This is a genomic window from Serratia plymuthica, from assembly GCF_018336935.1.
GTDB classification, from domain to species: Bacteria; Pseudomonadota; Gammaproteobacteria; order Enterobacterales; family Enterobacteriaceae; genus Serratia; species Serratia plymuthica_B.
In genome coordinates this window covers 2,842,264-2,858,874 of sequence record NZ_CP068771.1, presented here as the reverse complement: position 1 = coordinate 2,858,874, position 16,611 = coordinate 2,842,264, and the positions used below count along the sequence as shown (strand labels likewise).

The following is a 16,611-nucleotide window of genomic DNA, read 5'->3' as shown; positions in this document are numbered from 1 at the left end:
TAACTTAATGGTTTTTAACTCATGTATACAGAAAACTTTCCTTTTCCTATACCGATATGGGTTCTCGGTTAATGCTGCCGGATGCGGGGGTTGCCCCGCATCCTACCCCCAAATACCCCAGCCCGGTTTGTCACTCCTCCCATCAAATGCAATCCCTCATTTTTTGCTTTTATTTTCAATAAACTAGACTTTCCCTTCCTGATTATACTTTAGGGGTAGCCACGCTTGCCTCCCCGTTTATCTCCCTCCATTCCCTTGATCGCAATCAATTTGCCACCGTTCTGGCCTCAGTAGGCTGGCGGCAGATTGAGCAATTCTGTTTTTTATAACGATAAAATATTAAAGCCCTTCAGGAGAACTCCGGATGAGCAAGTTTCTAGACCGTTTCCGCTATTTTAAGCAACTGGCGGAACCCTTCTCTGGCGATCATGGCCAGACGCTTAACACCAACCGCGACTGGGAAGACGGCTACCGCAGCCGCTGGCAGCACGACAAGATTGTGCGCTCGACCCACGGAGTGAACTGCACCGGTTCATGCAGCTGGAAGATTTACGTCAAAAACGGTCTGGTGACCTGGGAAACCCAGCAGACCGATTATCCGCGCACCCGCCCCGATCTGCCCAACCATGAGCCGCGCGGCTGTCCACGCGGCGCCAGCTATTCCTGGTATCTGTACAGCGCCAACCGGCTGAAATACCCGCTGATGCGTAAACGCCTGATCGCACTGTGGCGTGAGGCGAAGGCGCTGCACAGCGATCCGGTCGATGCCTGGGGCGCTATCGTCTCCGACCCCGAAAAGTCCAGAAGTTATAAGGTAGCCCGTGGCCGCGGCGGCTTTGTGCGATCCAGCTGGCAGGAGGTGAACGAACTGATCGCCGCCGCCAACGTTTATACCGCCAAAACCTTCGGCCCGGACCGCATCATCGGTTTCTCGCCGATCCCGGCGATGTCGATGGTGTCTTATGCCGCCGGTGCCCGCTATCTGTCGCTGATTGGCGGCACCTGCCTGAGTTTCTACGACTGGTATTGCGATCTGCCGCCGGCTTCGCCGATGACCTGGGGCGAGCAGACCGACGTGCCGGAGTCCGCCGACTGGTACAACTCCTCTTATATTATCGCCTGGGGTTCTAACGTGCCGCAGACGCGCACCCCGGATGCCCATTTCTTCACCGAAGTGCGCTACAAAGGCACCAAAACCGTGGCGGTGACGCCGGACTATGCCGAAGTGGCCAAATTGTGCGACCAATGGCTGAACCCGAAGCAAGGCACCGACAGCGCAATGGCGCTGGCGATGGGCCACGTAATGTTGAAAGAATTCCACCTGGATCGCGAGGTCGGCTATTTCCGCGATTATGTGCGCCGCTATACCGATATGCCGATGCTGGTGATACTGGAGCCGCGCGCGGAGGGGCATTACGCCGCCGGCCGCCTGCTGCGCGCCGCCGATCTGGTGGATGGGCTGGGGCAGGAAAATAATCCGGAGTGGAAAACCGTCGCTATCGACAGCCGCAGCGGTGAATTGGTGGCGCCGCAAGGCTCCATCGGTTTCCGCTGGGGCGAGCAGGGCAAATGGAACCTGGAACAGCGCGAAGGCAAGTCGCAACAGGAAGTGGAGTTGCAGCTTAGCCTGATGGGCATGCATGACGAGGTCACCGAGGTGGGCTTCCCGTACTTCGGCGGCGCCGACAGCGAGCATTTCAACAGCGTGGCGCTGGACGAGATCCTGTTGCACAAGCTGCCGGTGAAACGCCTGCGCCTGGCGGACGGCAGCGAGGCGTTGGTCACCAGCGTCTACGATCTGACCCTGGCCAATTACGGATTGGAACGAGGTCTGGACGACGCCAACTGCGCCGCGAACTACGACGAGGTCAAAGCTTACACGCCGGCCTGGGCCGAGCAAATTACCAGCGTATCGCGCCACAATATTATCCGCATTGCCCGCGAGTTCGCCGACAACGCCGAGAAAACCCATGGCCGCTCAATGATTATCGTCGGCGCCGGCGTCAACCACTGGTATCACATGGACATGACCTACCGCGGCCTGATCAACATGCTGATCTTCTGCGGTTGCGTCGGCCAGAGCGGCGGCGGCTGGGCGCACTACGTCGGCCAGGAAAAACTGCGGCCGCAAACCGGCTGGCTGCCGCTGGCGTTCGGTCTCGACTGGCAGCGCCCGCCGCGCCACATGAACAGCACCTCGTTCTTCTATAACCACTCCAGTCAATGGCGGTATGAAACCGTCGGAACCGAAGAGCTGTTGTCGCCGCTGGCGGACAAGTCGCGTTTTGGCGGCAGCCTGATCGATCTCAACGTGCGCGCCGAGCGCATGGGGTGGTTGCCTTCCGCGCCGCAGCTGAGCGCTAACCCGCTGCATCTGGCGGCGCAGGCGAAAGCCGCCGGGCAGACGCCGGTAGATTTCACCGTCGACGCGCTGAAGACGGGGCGGCTTGGCTTCGCCGCCGAGCAACCGGACAATCCGCAGAACTTCCCGCGCAACCTGTTCGTCTGGCGTTCCAACCTGTTGGGCTCCTCCGGCAAGGGCCATGAGTACATGCTCAAATATCTGCTGGGTACCGAAAACGGCATTCAGGGCAAGGATCTGGGCCAACAGGGCGCAGCCAAGCCGCAGGAAGTGGAATGGCTGGATAACGGCGGTGAAGGCAAGCTGGATCTGGTGGTGACGCTCGATTTCCGCATGTCCAGCACCTGCCTTTACTCTGACATCGTGCTGCCGACCGCCACCTGGTACGAAAAAGACGACATGAATACCTCGGACATGCATCCGTTTATTCACCCTCTGTCGGCGGCGGTCGATCCGGCCTGGGATTCCAAGAGTGACTGGGAGATCTACAAGGGCATCGCCAAAGCCTTCTCCGAGGTGTGCGTTGGGCATCTGGGCCAGGAAACCGACGTGGTGACGCTGCCTATCCAGCACGATTCCCCGGCAGAGCTGGCGCAACCTTATGGCGTGAAAGACTGGAAGAAGGGCGAATGCGAACTGATCCCCGGTAAAACCGCGCCGCACATCATGGTGGTGGAACGCGACTACCCGGCGACTTATGAGCGCTTCACGTCGCTGGGGCCGCTGCTGGACAAGCTGGGCAACGGCGGCAAGGGCATCAGCTGGAATACCCAGACCGAAGTCGATTTCCTGAAAAAGCTCAACTACGTGAAAACCGAAGGCCCGGCGGTGGGCCGGCCGAAGATTGACAGCGCGATCGACGCCGCCGAGGTGATTTTGTCGCTGGCGCCGGAAACCAACGGGCAGGTAGCGGTCAAGGCGTGGGACGCGCTGGGTAACATTACCGGCCGCGATCACCGCCATCTGGCGCTGAACAAGGAGGATGAAAAGATCCGCTTCCGCGATATTCAGGCTCAGCCGCGCAAAATCATCTCCAGCCCGACCTGGTCAGGCTTGGAAGATGAGCATGTGTCGTATAACGCCTGTTACACCAACGTGCATGAGCTGATCCCTTGGCGCACCCTCAGCGGTCGCCAGCAGTTGTATCAGGATCACGAATGGATGCGCGCCTTTGGCGAAAGCCTGCTGGTGTATCGCCCGCCGATCGACACCCGCGCCGCGCAGCCGCTGCTGAACCGGAAGCCGAACGGCAACAAAGAGAAGGCGCTGAATTTCCTGACGCCGCACCAGAAATGGGGCATTCACTCCACCTACAGCGACAACCTGCTGATGCTGACCCTGTCGCGCGGCGGACCGATTGTCTGGATGAGTGAAGACGACGCCCGGGATCTGGGCATCAAGGACAACGACTGGATCGAGGCCTTTAACGCCAACGGCGCGCTGACCGCGCGGGCGGTGGTCAGCCAGCGCATTCCGGCGGGCATGACCATGATGTACCACGCGCAGGAACGCATCGTGAATATTCCCGGTTCGGAAATCACCCGCCAGCGCGGCGGCATCCACAATTCGGTGACCCGCGTTTGCCCGAAACCGACCCACATGATCGGCGGTTATGCGCAGTTGGCCTACGGCTTCAACTATTACGGCACCGTCGGTTCCAACCGCGACGAATTCGTGGTGGTGCGCAAAATGAACCGGATCGACTGGTTGGATGGTGAAGGCAACGACGACTCGCAGGGCAGCCGGCAGGAGAAAGCAAAATGAAAATTCGTTCGCAAGTCGGCATGGTGCTGAACCTGGACAAATGCATCGGTTGCCACACCTGTTCGGTGACCTGCAAAAACGTCTGGACCAGCCGTGAGGGCATGGAATACGCCTGGTTCAACAACGTGGAAAGCAAACCGGGCGTCGGTTATCCGCACGCCTGGGAAGATCAGGAGAAATGGCGGGGCGGCTGGATCCGTAAAATCAACGGCAAACTGGAACCGCGCATGGGCAGCCGCGTCGGGCTGCTGTCGAAGATTTTCGCCAACCCGGACGTGCCGGCGCTGGACGACTATTACGAGCCGTTCGACTACGACTACCAGAATCTGCATACCGCGCCGCAGGGCAAGCATCAGCCGATCGCCCGGCCGCGCTCGCTGATCACCGGCCAGCGCATGAAGAAGATCGAAAACGGCCCGAACTGGGAGGAGATCCTCGGCGGCGAATTCGAAAAACGCTCGCAGGACAAAAACTTCGACAACATGCAGAAGGCGATGTACGGCCAGTTCGAAAACACCTTCATGATGTACCTGCCGCGCCTGTGCGAGCACTGCCTCAACCCGGCCTGCGTCGCCACTTGCCCGAGCGGGGCGATCTACAAACGCGGCGAAGACGGCATTGTGCTGATCGATCAGGATAAATGCCGTGGCTGGCGCATGTGCCTGACCGGTTGCCCGTACAAGAAAATCTATTTCAACTGGAAGAGCGGCAAGTCCGAGAAATGCATCTTCTGTTATCCGCGCATCGAGTCCGGCCAGCCGACGGTCTGTTCGGAAACCTGCGTCGGCCGTATCCGCTATCTGGGCGTGCTGCTGTATGACGCCGATCGCATTGAACAGGCTGCCGCAGCCGAAAATGAGCAAGATCTTTACCAGAGCCAACTGGACATTTTCCTCGATCCGCATGACCCGGCGGTGATTGCTCAGGCGCTGAAGGATGGCGTTCCGCAGGGAGTGCTCGAGGCCGCCCAACAGTCGCCGGTATACAAAATGGCGATGGACTGGAAGCTGGCGCTGCCGCTGCACCCGGAATACCGCACGCTGCCGATGGTGTGGTACGTGCCGCCGTTGTCGCCGATCCAGTCCGCCGCCGATGCCGGCGAGCTGGCGCACAGCGGCGTGCTGCCGGACGTGGAAAGCCTGCGTATCCCGGTGCAATATCTGGCGAACCTGCTGACCGCCGGCGATACCGCGCCGGTACTGCTGGCGCTGAAACGCATGCTGGCGATGCGCCACTACAAACGCGCGGAAACCGTCGATGGCGTGGTGGACACCCGCGCGCTGGAACAGGTGGGGCTGAGCGAAGCGCAGGCGCAGGAGATGTATCGCTACCTGGCGATCGCCAACTACGAAGACCGTTTCGTTATCCCGTCCAGCCACCGCGAACTGGCGCGGGAAGCTTTCCCGGAAAGCAAAGGTTGCGGTTTCAGCTTTGGCGACGGCTGCCACGGCAGCGAGGGTAAATTCAACCTGTTCAACAGCCGCCGCATCGACGCCATCGATGTGACGCAGAAAACCGGCCGTCAGAAGGATATCTCATGATTAGCCTGAAAGTGATTGCTCGCCTGCTGGATTACCCGGAGCAGGCCTTGTTTGACCACCGGCAGGCGCTGATGGAGGCGCTGGAGCCGGCCAACGAGCTGGATTTGCACCGCAGCGCGCAGCTGATTTTGTTTATTCGCCGCTTCTGCGCCCGCCCGTTGCTGGACGTGCAGGCCGAATACTGCGAGCTGTTCGATCGGGGCCGCGCTACCTCGCTGCTGCTGTTTGAACACGTGCACGGTGAATCGCGCGATCGCGGTCAGGCGATGGTCGATCTGATGACGCAATACCGCACCGCAGGGCTGGAGATCGACAGCCGCGAGCTGCCGGATTTCCTGCCGTTGTATCTGGAGTATCTCGCCAGCCGCAGCCGGACGCAGGCCGTTGAGGGATTACAGGACATCGCCCCGATTCTGGCGCTGCTGGGCGCCCGGTTGCAGCAGCGCGAAAGCCCGTATGCGGTGCTGTTTGATCTGTTGCTGGCGCTGTCCGGCACCGGCGTCGATCGCGCTAGCCTGCAGAGTCAGGTGGCGGGGGAGGCCAGGGATGACACCCCGCAGGCGCTGGACGCGGTGTGGGAAGAAGAACAGGTCAGGTTTCTGGGTGAGCAGGGCTGTGCTTCAGCGCAGCAGACGGCGCACCGGCGGCGTTTTGCCGGCGCGGTAGCGCCGCAATATCTGGACCTGACGAATGCGCTAACCGGAACAAAAGGACGCTAATCATGCAATTTTTGACTCTGTTCTTCTTCGATATTTACCCCTATCTGGCGGGGGCGATTTTCCTGATCGGCAGTTGGCTGCGCTACGATTACGGGCAATACAGCTGGCGCGCCGGCTCCAGTCAGATGCTGGATAAAAAAGGCGTGCGTCTGGCCTCCAACCTGTTTCACATCGGCATTCTGGGCATCTTCGCCGGGCACTTTCTCGGAATGCTGACGCCGCACTGGATGTATGAGTCTTTCCTGCCTATCGATGTGAAGCAGAAATTGGCGATGATCGCCGGTGGTGCCTGCGGCGTGATGACGCTGATCGGCGGCGCGTTGCTGCTGAAACGCCGTCTGACCAATCCACGGGTGCGCGCTACCAGCAGCGTTGCCGATATCATGATCCTGACGTTGCTGGTGGTGCAGGTATGCCTTGGCCTGCTGACCATTCCGTTCTCCGCCCAGCATATGGACGGCAGCGAGATGATGAAACTGGTGGCCTGGGCGCAGGCGGTGGTGACTTTCCATGCCGGAGCGTCGCACTACCTGGCGGGCGTTGCGCCGATCTTCAAACTGCATATGGTGCTGGGCATGACGTTGTTCGTGCTGTTCCCGTTCTGCCGCCTGGTGCATATCTGGAGCGTGCCGGTGGAATACCTGACTCGCCGTTACCAACTGGTGCGCAACCGCCGTTAAGCATTGCAACGCCCGGATCGACACGGCAAGATCTCCTTCTTGTCATCAACAAAAATGCACCTTAATCGGTGCATTTTTGCTTTATTGCCCTGACGTCAATATCTCAGTATGGTTACCATGGCTACGCCGGTGGATACCGGTTGCTTGCACCGCATAACGACAATCGATAGCCCAAGTTCAAGGGGCATTTGGGAAATTAAAAACCGGGGATGACCTGCCGCCGTCGCCATGCCGACCGCGCCGGGAAATCGCTTTATGGATATTCAGGTTACTTATTAATAATAATGACAATACATTCTGGTTCACCCGCTTTGTTACCTCTCAAAGTCATCGCCACCGGCGTGGCTTTACCGCCAAACTGTATCGCGTCCTCCACGCTGGATACCCTGCTGGGCAAACCGGCCGGCTATGTTGAAAAGCGCTCGGGGATTGTTCACCGTTTTCATGCCGCCGACGACGCCAGTCAGGCCGAGCTGGCCGCTGCCGCATTGCATGAGGCCTTGGCTCGTCACTCGCTTCACGCGCACTCGATTGATCTGCTGATTTCCGCCTCGGCGATTTCTGTCCAGGCGCTACCATGCTCCGCGGCGCACATTCTCAAGGTGGCCGGACTGGCGCCGGGCACCCCAGGTTTTGACATCAACAGCAGTTGCGTGAGCTTTATCTCCGCCCTGCAGGTGGCCGCCGGACTGCTGAATGCCGGCACCTACCGGCGCATTGCCATAGTGTCGGCGGATCTGGCTTCGCGCGGCATCGACTGGGATCACGAGGAGTCCTCGCTGATCTTTGGCGACGGCGCGGCCTGCGCCATTGTCGAACGCGGTGACGGCACCAGCGGCATTCTGGCGAGCCGGGTGGAAACCTATCCGGAGGGCAGCGAGCTGTGCGAGATCCGTGCGGGCGGTACCCGCCGCAACCCGCGTGCCGGTATGACCGCCAGCGATTTCCTGTTCCATATGCAGGGCAAGCAGCTGTTCAGGCAGGCTTCGGCATTGATCGAAGGCTATCTTGCCCGCCTGTTGGCGGCCAGTGGGCTGACACTGGCGCAAATCGCCACCGTGGTGCCGCATCAGGCGAGCCATCTTTCGCTCGAACACATGCGCAAGCGTCTGCACGTTTCCAACGAGGTGCTGGTGGATATTTATCCCCACCACGGCAATCAGGTCGCGGCATCCATTCCTACTGCGCTGCACGCGGCGGTCACTCAAGGCCGCTTTAACCCCGGCAAACCTGTGATGCTGATCGGTACCGCCGCCGGACTGTCGCTGGCCGGCATGGTGCTGCTGCCATGAAGGTGCTGGTGACTGGGGCCACCAGCGGCCTGGGGCGCAATGCGGCGCAGTGGTTGCTGGATGCTGGCCATCAGGTGCGCGCCACCGGGCGCGACAGCCAGGCCGGGCAGGGTTTGCGTCAGATGGGCGCCGAATTTGCCCCGCTGGATTTGGCGCAGGCTACGGTGGAGCAGTGCCGACAACTGATGGCCGACTGCGATTGGGTCTGGCACTGCGCGGCAAAATCTTCACCCTGGGGCGATAAAAACGCGTTCTATCAGGCCAATGCTACCGCGACGGAAAAGCTGGCGGAGGCGGCCGGTCAGTGCGGCATTCGGCGTTTTATTCATATCTCCACCCCGGCGATTTACTTCGATTTTCGCCCGCATCAGGATGTTGATGAGGGTTACCGCGCCCGACGCTTCGCCAACCATTACGCAGGCAGCAAGTATGCCGCCGAGCAACGGTTGCAGGCGCTAGTGCCGCGCTACCCGCAAACCACCTACGTTATTCTGCGCCCCAGGGGCCTGTTTGGGCCGCATGACCGGGTGATAGTGCCGAGATTGTTGCGACAGCTCGAACGCGATGGCGGCGTATTGCGCTTGCCCGGCGGCGGGCGGGCGATGCTGGATCTGACGTTTGTGTTGAACGTGGTGCATGCGATGGACCTGGCCAGTTGCCGGCCCCGGTTGGCATCCGGCGCGGTCTACAACATCACCAATCACCAGCCGCAGCGGCTGGCTGACATGCTGCATGCCTTGTTGCACCAGCAGTTGGGGCTGAATTACCGATTGCAAGCGGTGCCGTACCCGTTGCTCTACGCGTTGGCCGGCGGGCTTGAACTGTTGGCTCGCTTTACCGGCAAAGAACCGCTGCTGACGCGCTACAGCGTGGCGGCGGTGCATTTCGATATGACGCTGAGCCAAACCCGCGCCGTCGAGGAGCTGGGCTATCGGCCGCGCTATTCGATGGCCGAGGGGATCCGCCTGACCGGCGAGTGGCTTAAAAACTCGCGGGGGGCGAACAATGGCTAAGGTCACGGTCTTTGACGTGGGCTACTGCACCCACATTGGCTGCATGGCGCTGCGCGGAGCGGGGTTCCGGGTGTGTAAATTCCCGGCGCGCGCCTACCTGCTTGAGGTGGGGAACCGCCGCTGGCTGTGGGATACCGGCTATGCGCGCTATTTCCAGCAGCAGACGCAGTCGGGTATTTTCCGCATCTACCGGCAGATGACGCCGGTCTATTTCGATCCCGCCGAATCGCTGGCGCAGCAGCTGGGCGCCGCGGGTTATGCCGCCGACGATATTCAGGGGCTGATTATTTCGCATTTTCACGCCGACCACATTGCCGGGTTGCGCGACTTCGCTCATCTCGATTTTATCTGTTCCGGCGAGGGTTGGCAGCAAACCCGCACGTTGCGTGGCTTCGCTGCGTTAAAACGCGCGTTTATCCCCGGTTTGATCCCTGACGATTTCGAGAGTGGCCTGCAGTTTATCGAGGGCTTTGCGCAGGTGAGTTTGCCTGCGCTGCTGGCACCTTTTGAGCGGGGATATGTGCTGCCAGGCAGCGAAGGGCAGATCCTGCTGGTGCCCTTACCCGGCCATGCGGCGGGTCATATCGGCGCGTTTATTCTCACCGAGAGCGGCTGGACGCTGTTGGCCAGCGATGCCGCCTGGTCGCCATTGAGCTATCAGCAATTGCGAGGGCCGTCAGTGCTGGCCAATCTGGTGATGGACGATCCCAAGGGCTATTACCGCACGCTGGAACGGCTGAACCAACTGTGGGCGGGCGGCAACGTGAACATTCTTCTGTGCCACGAGGGGGATCTATGATCCCGCTAATGACGCTGTGGCACTATTTTCGCGCCCGGCGCTTAATCTTTGCCGATCGCGCGGCACTGGAGGCGCACCAGGCTAAACGGCTTGACGTCTTCGCGCGCCGGGTACTGGCGAGAAGCCCTTACTTCAGGCGCTTCAGCCGGCAACCGATCGCCGCCTGGCCGCTGATGGACAAGGCGCTGATGATGGCGCAGTTCGACCAAATGAATACCGCCGGATTGCAGCGTGACGCGTTGTTTGCCTGTGCGCAGCGCAGCGAGGCGGAGCGGGATTTTACGCCAAAAATCGGTCAATACAGCGTTGGGTTGTCTTCCGGCACCTCTGGGCAGCGCGGCCTGTTTGTCGTCGGCCCGCGCGAGCAGCAAGTCTGGGCCGGCGGCATGCTGGCGAAGATGCTGCCGGACGGGCTGTTTGCCGGCGAACGCGTCGCGCTGTTTCTGCGGGCGGACAATAACCTTTATCAGAGTGTCAATAATCGCTGGTTGAGCCTGGCGTTCTACGATCTGTTTGCCCCGTTTTCCGCGCAGTTGCCGCGCCTGGAACAGCAGGCACCCACCCTGATTGTGGCGCCGGCTCAGGTACTGCGCGCGTTGGCGTTGGCGGTGCTGAAAAAACAGCTCGTCCTCAACGTGAAAAAAGTGATTTCGGTGGCGGAAGTGTTGGAGGAACAGGATCGCCGCTTGCTGGCGCAGGTTTTTCCGGCGGTGGGCGAAGTGTATCAGGCCACCGAGGGTTTCCTGGCCGCCACCTGCGCGCACGGCACGCTGCATCTGAACGAAGAGTTTTTGCATATTGAACCGCAGTGGATCGATGAGCACCGTTTTACGCCGTTGATCACCGACTTTACCCGCAGCACCCAGCCGATAGTGCGTTATCGGCTGGATGACGTGCTGGTCAGGCGGCCCGAACCCTGCCCGTGCGGGCAGCCGACGATGGCGCTTGCCCGTATCGAAGGGCGCAGGGACGATCAACTGCTTCTGCCGGATAGGCAGCGGCAACCCAGGGTAGTCTTTGCCGACTTGTGCAGCCGGGCGATCGCCAATGCGCTGCCGGTAACCAGCGACTATCGGCTGATTCAACACGCGCAACGGCGTTTGCAATTGATTGCCGATTGTACCCAGGCTGAGTTGGCGCATTGTCAGGCGCACCTGGTCGAGGTGCTCGGCCAACAGGGCGTCGCTACCGACCTGCTGGAGTGGCAATTAACGGTACAGGCGGTGATGCCGGAATTTGACAGAAAAAGACGGCGGATCATCCGTTTGGCGGGGATGGCATGAAAATAATCCTGTTTCGGTTAAGGCAAATGTTGTTGGGCTGGGGATTTGTTGGGGTGATTTATTCCAGCGCCGATCTGTGGCAAGGGGTAGGGCAACGGTTATCGCCTTCGGCGATTGACCGCTGGATCCCCTTCAGCCCGGCTGCCGTTTGGTTGTATCTGTCTTTCTTTATCCTCATTCCGCTGGGGTATTTGCTGGCACCGGTTCATCGGGTCAAATGGCTGGCAACGGCCATGCAACTGACCGCTCTGGGGGCCGGCGCCATATACCTGTTGTGGCCGACCACGATGGCATATCCGGTGGATAGCGGCACCGGTTTAAGCTCCGAGGCGCTGGCGGCGCTGATTGGGGTAGATTCAGCGCAAAATTGCCTGCCCTCGCTGCATATGGCGCTGACGCTGCTGGCGGTTTGGGCGCTCAGCGACCGGCAGCGTAAGGTGAGGACGGCGCTTTTGGCGGTTTGGGCGGTGGCGATCGCCGTTTCAATTTTGCAACTGCGCCGCCATTTGTTTGTCGATCTGGCGAGCGGGGCGCTACTGGCTTGGCTGGCCGGCTGGTTGGCCCTGCGCATTAAAGGCGCCCGGCGAGACAGGGTAAAAGGAGAGGCAGGATGAGCGATTTAGCCATGCCGATAGTGTTCATGCTGTTTGTCGTCGTCGGCGAAGCCGGAGTATTGCAGTGGGTGCAACGGCAGCGGGTCAACTGGCATGACGTGGTGTTCAATTTGAATTCCGGTCATATCATGCTGTGGCTGTTTCGCGGGCTGGAGATCACCTGCTACGGCTATGTGGCCGCGCATTTCAGCCTGGGCCTGCTGGATGCCTGGCCGCCGCCGTTGATGTGGTTGTTTGCGCTGCTGGCATGGGATTTCGGTTTTTACTGGCTGCACCGCTTGCACCATTATCTGCGGGTGCTGTGGGCGGTACACGTGGTGCACCATCAGGGCGAGCATTTCAATCTGTCGCTGGGGGTCCGTAACTCCTGGTATTCGTCGCTGACCTCGATACCGTTCTTTTTACTGCTGGCGCTGGTGGGCGTGCCGCTGACGGTGTTTGTCACGGTCTCGATCCTGCATTACAGCATCCAGCTGTTTAACCATAATGCCCTGACGCCCCGGCTTGGCGTGCTGGAGAAAATTCTGGTCACTCCGGCCCACCACCGGGTACATCATGTCAAAGACCTGGCCTATTCGAACAAGAACTTCGGCGGCAGTTTCATTTTCTGGGACAAGCTGTTCGGCACTTTTTGCCCGAGCCTGCCTGAAACGCCGTTTGTCTATGGCGTCGGTGGGGATAAAGCGTCCGCCAACCCGTTTTGGGCCAGTAACCTGCCGTTACTGCGGTATTTCCGGCTTGCGTGGCGCCCGGCAGCGGCGAACGTTCGCTTCCGCTGTTCGGCATTCAGCCTGTTCAGCGGCGCGATGCTGTTATTTACCCTGGTGATTGGCTATGTCTACCAGTATGGCTACGGCTACGCCGACATTCACTGGCCGCAAATGGCGCTGCTGGCGTTGCTGGCGCTGGGATCGGTCGCGTTGGGCGGCATGTCGGAAGGGCACAACTGGGCGATTGTCGCCTGGCTGCTGGTGACGCTGGGAATTGTGTTGCTGTTTATGGGGTATCTTGGCTGGCCGCAACGCTATTGGCACATCACCATGGTGGCTACCGCGCTGCATGCCCTGTGCGTGGCCATAGGCTGGGGGCGGAAAGCGGCGCTTGCACCGGAGGAAGAACCCGATGGCTGACAGGCTTTCGCCGCTGAGTTTCCCCGCAGCCGGGGAACAGGCGTTTCATCGCGCGCTTAAGCGTGCGGCGCATGCTTATCTGGCGGATGATCATCGCTACGCCGACGCTGGGCGGCTGGCGTTGGCGGCACTGCTGCTGGCGTTGTGCGGCGGTTTTTATGCCTTGGCGCTGATGCAACAGCAGACGTGGGCGTTTTTCGGCTGCTATTTCCTGTTTGTGATGATGGGGATGCTGCTTAACGTGAATGTGAATCACGATGCCTCGCACAATGCCTTTCTGCGCGCCCCCTGGGCGAACCGTCTGGTGGGGCGGCTGGTGACGCTGCCGCTCGGGGTGGATCCGGATTATTGGCGGGTACGCCATGTCGAGTATCACCACGTTTACGCCAACGTTGAACATTACGATCTGGACACCGAGGAGAACGGTTTCTTCCGCCAGACGCCGTTCCAGCGCTGGCGCAAGCATATGCGTTATCAGCATCTTTACTGGCCGCTGATCGCCGCGCTCTCCTTGCCCTATATCGCCTGGATTTTTGACTGGTCGGATCGCCTGGGCAAAACCCCGCTGCACGAAAAGAACGTGTTGCCGGGGCGTGGCGGTTGGGCGGTGTTTATCCTGTGCAAGATTGGACATCTGTTGCTGGTGCTGGCCGTGCCGCTGGTGGTGTGCCAATACCATGGCATTGGCTGGCCGTGGGTCTTGCTGACCTACGCGCTCAGCCAGATGTGCGCCTCGCTGTGGGTGGTGTTCTTGTTGCTGGGCACCCACTGGGCGCAGGCCGAGTTTTACCCAGTACCTGAGGGGCCGAGCATGCCGCACGGTTGGTATCGTCACAATTTCGCCACCGCCTGTGACTGGCTGACGTCCCCGCGCTGGCTGCGGCATTTGACCGGTGGGCTGAATTATCACCTGACCCACCATCTGTTCCCCGGCTGGAATCATCGCCATTATCCGGCGCTGGCCAACATTGTGGCGCAGTTGGCCGCACAGCACGGCATGGAATACCGCTGTATCGGTTATCGCGAACTGCTGGCGCAACAGCAGCAGTTTTTACGTCGCATGGGGCAGCCATGAAGCCGCTGCGTCCGCTGGCTTTTCGGCGCGATGATGCCGGGCTGCATCGTGCATTGATGCAGGCGGCCCATGACTATCTGGCCGGCAATCGCGACCACCGTTTCGCCGATGTCGGCATGTTGGCGAAGGTGGCGGCGCTGCTGGCGCTGTGTGCGTTCTGTTATGTGGTTAGCCTGCAGCAGCGGAACGTCTGGGCCTATTTCGCCTGCTATTTCGGCTTTATCTTTATCGGCATGTTTCTGACGGTAAACGTGGTGCACGATGCTTCGCACAACGCGTTTTTCAAACGGTCCTGGGCCAATCGCTGGCTGAACGGCCTGGTCAGCATCCCGCTCGGGCTGGACTCTGATTGCTGGCGGGTGCGGCACGTTATTTTTCATCATGCGCATAACAATATCGAACACTACGATCCCGATATCGACGCCAACGGCGTGCTGCGCCAGACGCCGTTCCAGCGTTGGAAACCCTTTATGCGCGCACAGCGATATTACTGGCCGTTGGTGGCGGCCATGACCTTCCCGTATTACATCTGGCTGTTCGACTGGCTGGATCGGGCGGGAAGAACCCGGGTGGCGGCACGGATGGCGCAGCAAGGGGCGCGCGGATGGGGCATTTTTCTGGCGGGCAAAGCGGCGCATTTTCTTCTGGCGCTGGCGATCCCGGGTTATCTGCTGCCACCGGAGATCGGCATCGGCGAGATCCTGCTGGTTTATCTGCTGAGCCAGATGCTCTCTTCGCTGCTGTTCGTGATGCTGATTATCGGCACCCACTGGGCCAAGGCGAAATTTTATCAGGCACCGGAGCAGGGGGCGTTGCCGCACGGCAGATATCGTCACGTGTTCGCCACCACCTTTGACTGGCGCACCCGGCCGCGCTGGCTGGGGTATTGGCTGGGCGGGGCGAATCTGCATCTGACGCATCACCTGTTTCCGCACTGGAGCCACCGGCATTATCCCGCGTTGAGCCGCATCATTGCCGAGGTGGCGCCGCGCTATGGTATCGACTATCGGGTGCTTGAACTGGGGGAGTTGCTGCGGTTACAGCAGCATTTTCTCAGCGAGATGGGGCGAAAGCCGCCGGCGTCGTGATGGAGGGAGTATGACGTCGCAACCTGCTATCGTTAAAATGACCACCCATCGTCGGTGGTCATTTTTCCTTGGATTATTAGCGGTCAGTGCGACTTCATGCCCGCTGCGGTCATCAGCAGGCGGAATATTGAAGCGACCAGGAACAACCCCAGCACGCTGGCGCTCCAGATGATCACCAGCCAGCCGACGCGTTTCCACCAGGGAGCGGGTGCGGTTTTATCGTTCATGCTCTCCTCCCTCATCAGTGATAGCCATGCTCATGGCTGACCTTGCCGCGGAACACGTAGTAGCTCCAGAAGGTGTAAACCAAAATAATCGGGATGATAAACAGCGCGCCCACCAGCATAAAACCGAGGCTTTGCGGCGGTGAGGCGGCGTCCCACAAGGTGATGGACGGCGGGATCAGCAACGGCCAGATGCTGATGCCCAATCCGCTCAGGCCGAGGAACACCAACAGCAGGGTCAACATAAACGGCGAATAGTGCGCGCCGCGTTTCACCCCGCGCTGGATGCCCCAGGCGCTGAGCAGCACCAGTACCGGCACCGGCAGCAGCCAGAACAGGTTAGGCAGCGTGAACCAGCGGTTGCCGATCTCCGGATGGGCGATCGGCGTCCAGATGCTGACCGTCGCCAGCACCAGCAGCAGGATGACCAGCAGCGGCGTTGCCAGGCGATACATGCGCGCCTGCAGATCGCCGGCGGTTTTCATCACCAGCCAGGTGCAACCCAGCAGGGCATAGGTCACCACCAGCCCCAGCCCGCAGAACAGCGCGAACGGCGTCAGCCAATCCAGCGCGCCGCCGGCATAGGTGCGGCCGTGAACCGGGAAACCGTTGATGATGGCGCCGACCACGACACCCTGGCTGAAGGTGGCGAAGATTGATCCCCAGATAAATGCCTTGTCCCAGATATGGCGCTTTTCCGCCGTTGCCTTGAAGCGGAATTCGAAGGCCACGCCGCGGAAAATCAGCCCGAACAGCATCAGGGTGAGCGGGATCGCCAGCGCGTCGAGGATCACCGAGTAGGCCAGCGGGAAGGCGCCGTACAGCGCCGCGCCGCCCAGCACCAACCAGGTTTCGTTGCCGTCCCATACCGGGGCGACGGTGTTCATCATCACATCGCGGTCACCGCTGTCCTTAACCCACGGGAACAGGATGCCGATACCCAAATCAAAGCCGTCCATTACCACGTACATCATGGTGCTGAACACGATGATCATAAACCAAATCAGCGGAAGATCGATGCCCATGC

Annotated in this window: 14 protein-coding genes; 12 read left to right on the top strand and 2 right to left on the bottom strand. The window is 60.2% G+C overall.

The window, feature by feature from the left end:
• Positions 1–364: 364 nt before the first annotated feature.
• The 12 genes from JK621_RS13285 to JK621_RS13230 all read left to right on the top strand — a co-directional run bounded on the left by JK621_RS13285 (position 365) and on the right by JK621_RS13230 (position 15,360).
• Complete coding sequence (locus JK621_RS13285) at positions 365–4,126, top strand: nitrate reductase subunit alpha (RefSeq protein WP_212556398.1); 3,762 nt, start codon at positions 365–367, stop codon at positions 4,124–4,126.
• On the top strand, positions 4,123–5,667 hold the full coding sequence (narH, locus tag JK621_RS13280) for a nitrate reductase subunit beta (protein WP_212556397.1): 1,545 nt from the start codon (positions 4,123–4,125) through the stop codon (positions 5,665–5,667). The genes JK621_RS13285 and narH overlap by 4 nt, the downstream gene beginning before the upstream one ends.
• Entirely contained in the window at positions 5,664–6,386 is a 723-nt protein-coding gene (gene narJ, locus JK621_RS13275; protein WP_212556396.1) for a nitrate reductase molybdenum cofactor assembly chaperone, read from the top strand. Before narH ends, narJ begins: the two co-directional genes overlap by 4 nt.
• A 2-nt stretch (positions 6,387–6,388) precedes the next feature.
• A complete protein-coding gene (gene narI, locus JK621_RS13270; protein WP_212556395.1) occupies positions 6,389–7,066 on the top strand; it encodes a respiratory nitrate reductase subunit gamma in 678 nt (225 codons plus the stop codon).
• A gap of 284 nt (positions 7,067–7,350) precedes the next feature.
• A complete protein-coding gene (locus JK621_RS13265) occupies positions 7,351–8,358 on the top strand; it encodes a 3-oxoacyl-[acyl-carrier-protein] synthase III C-terminal domain-containing protein (RefSeq protein WP_212556394.1) in 1,008 nt (335 codons plus the stop codon).
• Complete coding sequence (locus tag JK621_RS13260; RefSeq protein ID WP_212556393.1) at positions 8,355–9,371, top strand: NAD-dependent epimerase/dehydratase family protein; 1,017 nt, start codon at positions 8,355–8,357, stop codon at positions 9,369–9,371. Before JK621_RS13265 ends, JK621_RS13260 begins: the two co-directional genes overlap by 4 nt.
• On the top strand, positions 9,364–10,170 hold the full coding sequence (locus JK621_RS13255; protein WP_212556392.1) for an MBL fold metallo-hydrolase: 807 nt from the start codon (positions 9,364–9,366) through the stop codon (positions 10,168–10,170). Before JK621_RS13260 ends, JK621_RS13255 begins: the two co-directional genes overlap by 8 nt.
• A complete protein-coding gene (locus JK621_RS13250; RefSeq protein ID WP_212556391.1) occupies positions 10,167–11,453 on the top strand; it encodes a F390 synthetase-related protein in 1,287 nt (428 codons plus the stop codon). The genes JK621_RS13255 and JK621_RS13250 overlap by 4 nt, the downstream gene beginning before the upstream one ends.
• On the top strand, positions 11,450–12,067 hold the full coding sequence (locus tag JK621_RS13245) for a phosphatase PAP2 family protein (protein WP_212556390.1): 618 nt from the start codon (positions 11,450–11,452) through the stop codon (positions 12,065–12,067). Before JK621_RS13250 ends, JK621_RS13245 begins: the two co-directional genes overlap by 4 nt.
• The gene (locus JK621_RS13240) at positions 12,064–13,197 is read left to right on the top strand and encodes a sterol desaturase family protein (protein ID WP_212556389.1); all 1,134 of its coding nucleotides are present in this window, start codon (positions 12,064–12,066) and stop codon (positions 13,195–13,197) included. The genes JK621_RS13245 and JK621_RS13240 overlap by 4 nt, the downstream gene beginning before the upstream one ends.
• Positions 13,190–14,272, top strand: coding sequence for a fatty acid desaturase family protein (locus JK621_RS13235; protein ID WP_212556388.1), 1,083 nt, complete (start codon positions 13,190–13,192; stop codon positions 14,270–14,272). The genes JK621_RS13240 and JK621_RS13235 overlap by 8 nt, the downstream gene beginning before the upstream one ends.
• A complete protein-coding gene (locus JK621_RS13230; RefSeq protein WP_212556387.1) occupies positions 14,269–15,360 on the top strand; it encodes a fatty acid desaturase family protein in 1,092 nt (363 codons plus the stop codon). The genes JK621_RS13235 and JK621_RS13230 overlap by 4 nt, the downstream gene beginning before the upstream one ends.
• Positions 15,361–15,443: 83 nt before the next feature.
• On the opposite strand, the gene JK621_RS13225 is transcribed toward JK621_RS13230, so the two are convergent.
• Positions 15,444–15,587, bottom strand: a complete 144-nt coding sequence (locus JK621_RS13225) for a DUF2474 domain-containing protein (protein WP_212556386.1) — start codon at positions 15,585–15,587, stop codon at positions 15,444–15,446.
• Between the two features lie 14 nt (positions 15,588–15,601).
• A complete protein-coding gene (gene cydB / locus JK621_RS13220; protein ID WP_212556385.1) occupies positions 15,602–16,609 on the bottom strand; it encodes a cytochrome d ubiquinol oxidase subunit II in 1,008 nt (335 codons plus the stop codon).
• Positions 16,610–16,611: the final 2 nt, after the last annotated feature.

Coding starts and splice junctions, on each gene's coding strand:
- JK621_RS13230 (WP_212556387.1), top strand. CDS start 14,269: ATGAAGCCGCTGCGTCCGCTGGCTTTTCGGCGCGATGATGCCGGGCTG.
- narH (WP_212556397.1), top strand. CDS start 4,123: ATGAAAATTCGTTCGCAAGTCGGCATGGTGCTGAACCTGGACAAATGC.
- JK621_RS13235 (WP_212556388.1), top strand. CDS start 13,190: ATGGCTGACAGGCTTTCGCCGCTGAGTTTCCCCGCAGCCGGGGAACAG.
- narJ (WP_212556396.1), top strand. CDS start 5,664: ATGATTAGCCTGAAAGTGATTGCTCGCCTGCTGGATTACCCGGAGCAG.
- JK621_RS13250 (WP_212556391.1), top strand. CDS start 10,167: ATGATCCCGCTAATGACGCTGTGGCACTATTTTCGCGCCCGGCGCTTA.
- JK621_RS13285 (WP_212556398.1), top strand. CDS start 365: ATGAGCAAGTTTCTAGACCGTTTCCGCTATTTTAAGCAACTGGCGGAA.
- JK621_RS13260 (WP_212556393.1), top strand. CDS start 8,355: ATGAAGGTGCTGGTGACTGGGGCCACCAGCGGCCTGGGGCGCAATGCG.
- JK621_RS13240 (WP_212556389.1), top strand. CDS start 12,064: ATGAGCGATTTAGCCATGCCGATAGTGTTCATGCTGTTTGTCGTCGTC.
- JK621_RS13245 (WP_212556390.1), top strand. CDS start 11,450: ATGAAAATAATCCTGTTTCGGTTAAGGCAAATGTTGTTGGGCTGGGGA.
- JK621_RS13255 (WP_212556392.1), top strand. CDS start 9,364: ATGGCTAAGGTCACGGTCTTTGACGTGGGCTACTGCACCCACATTGGC.
- JK621_RS13225 (WP_212556386.1), bottom strand. CDS start 15,587: ATGAACGATAAAACCGCACCCGCTCCCTGGTGGAAACGCGTCGGCTGG.
- JK621_RS13265 (WP_212556394.1), top strand. CDS start 7,351: ATGACAATACATTCTGGTTCACCCGCTTTGTTACCTCTCAAAGTCATC.
- cydB (WP_212556385.1), bottom strand. CDS start 16,609: ATGGGCATCGATCTTCCGCTGATTTGGTTTATGATCATCGTGTTCAGC.
- narI (WP_212556395.1), top strand. CDS start 6,389: ATGCAATTTTTGACTCTGTTCTTCTTCGATATTTACCCCTATCTGGCG.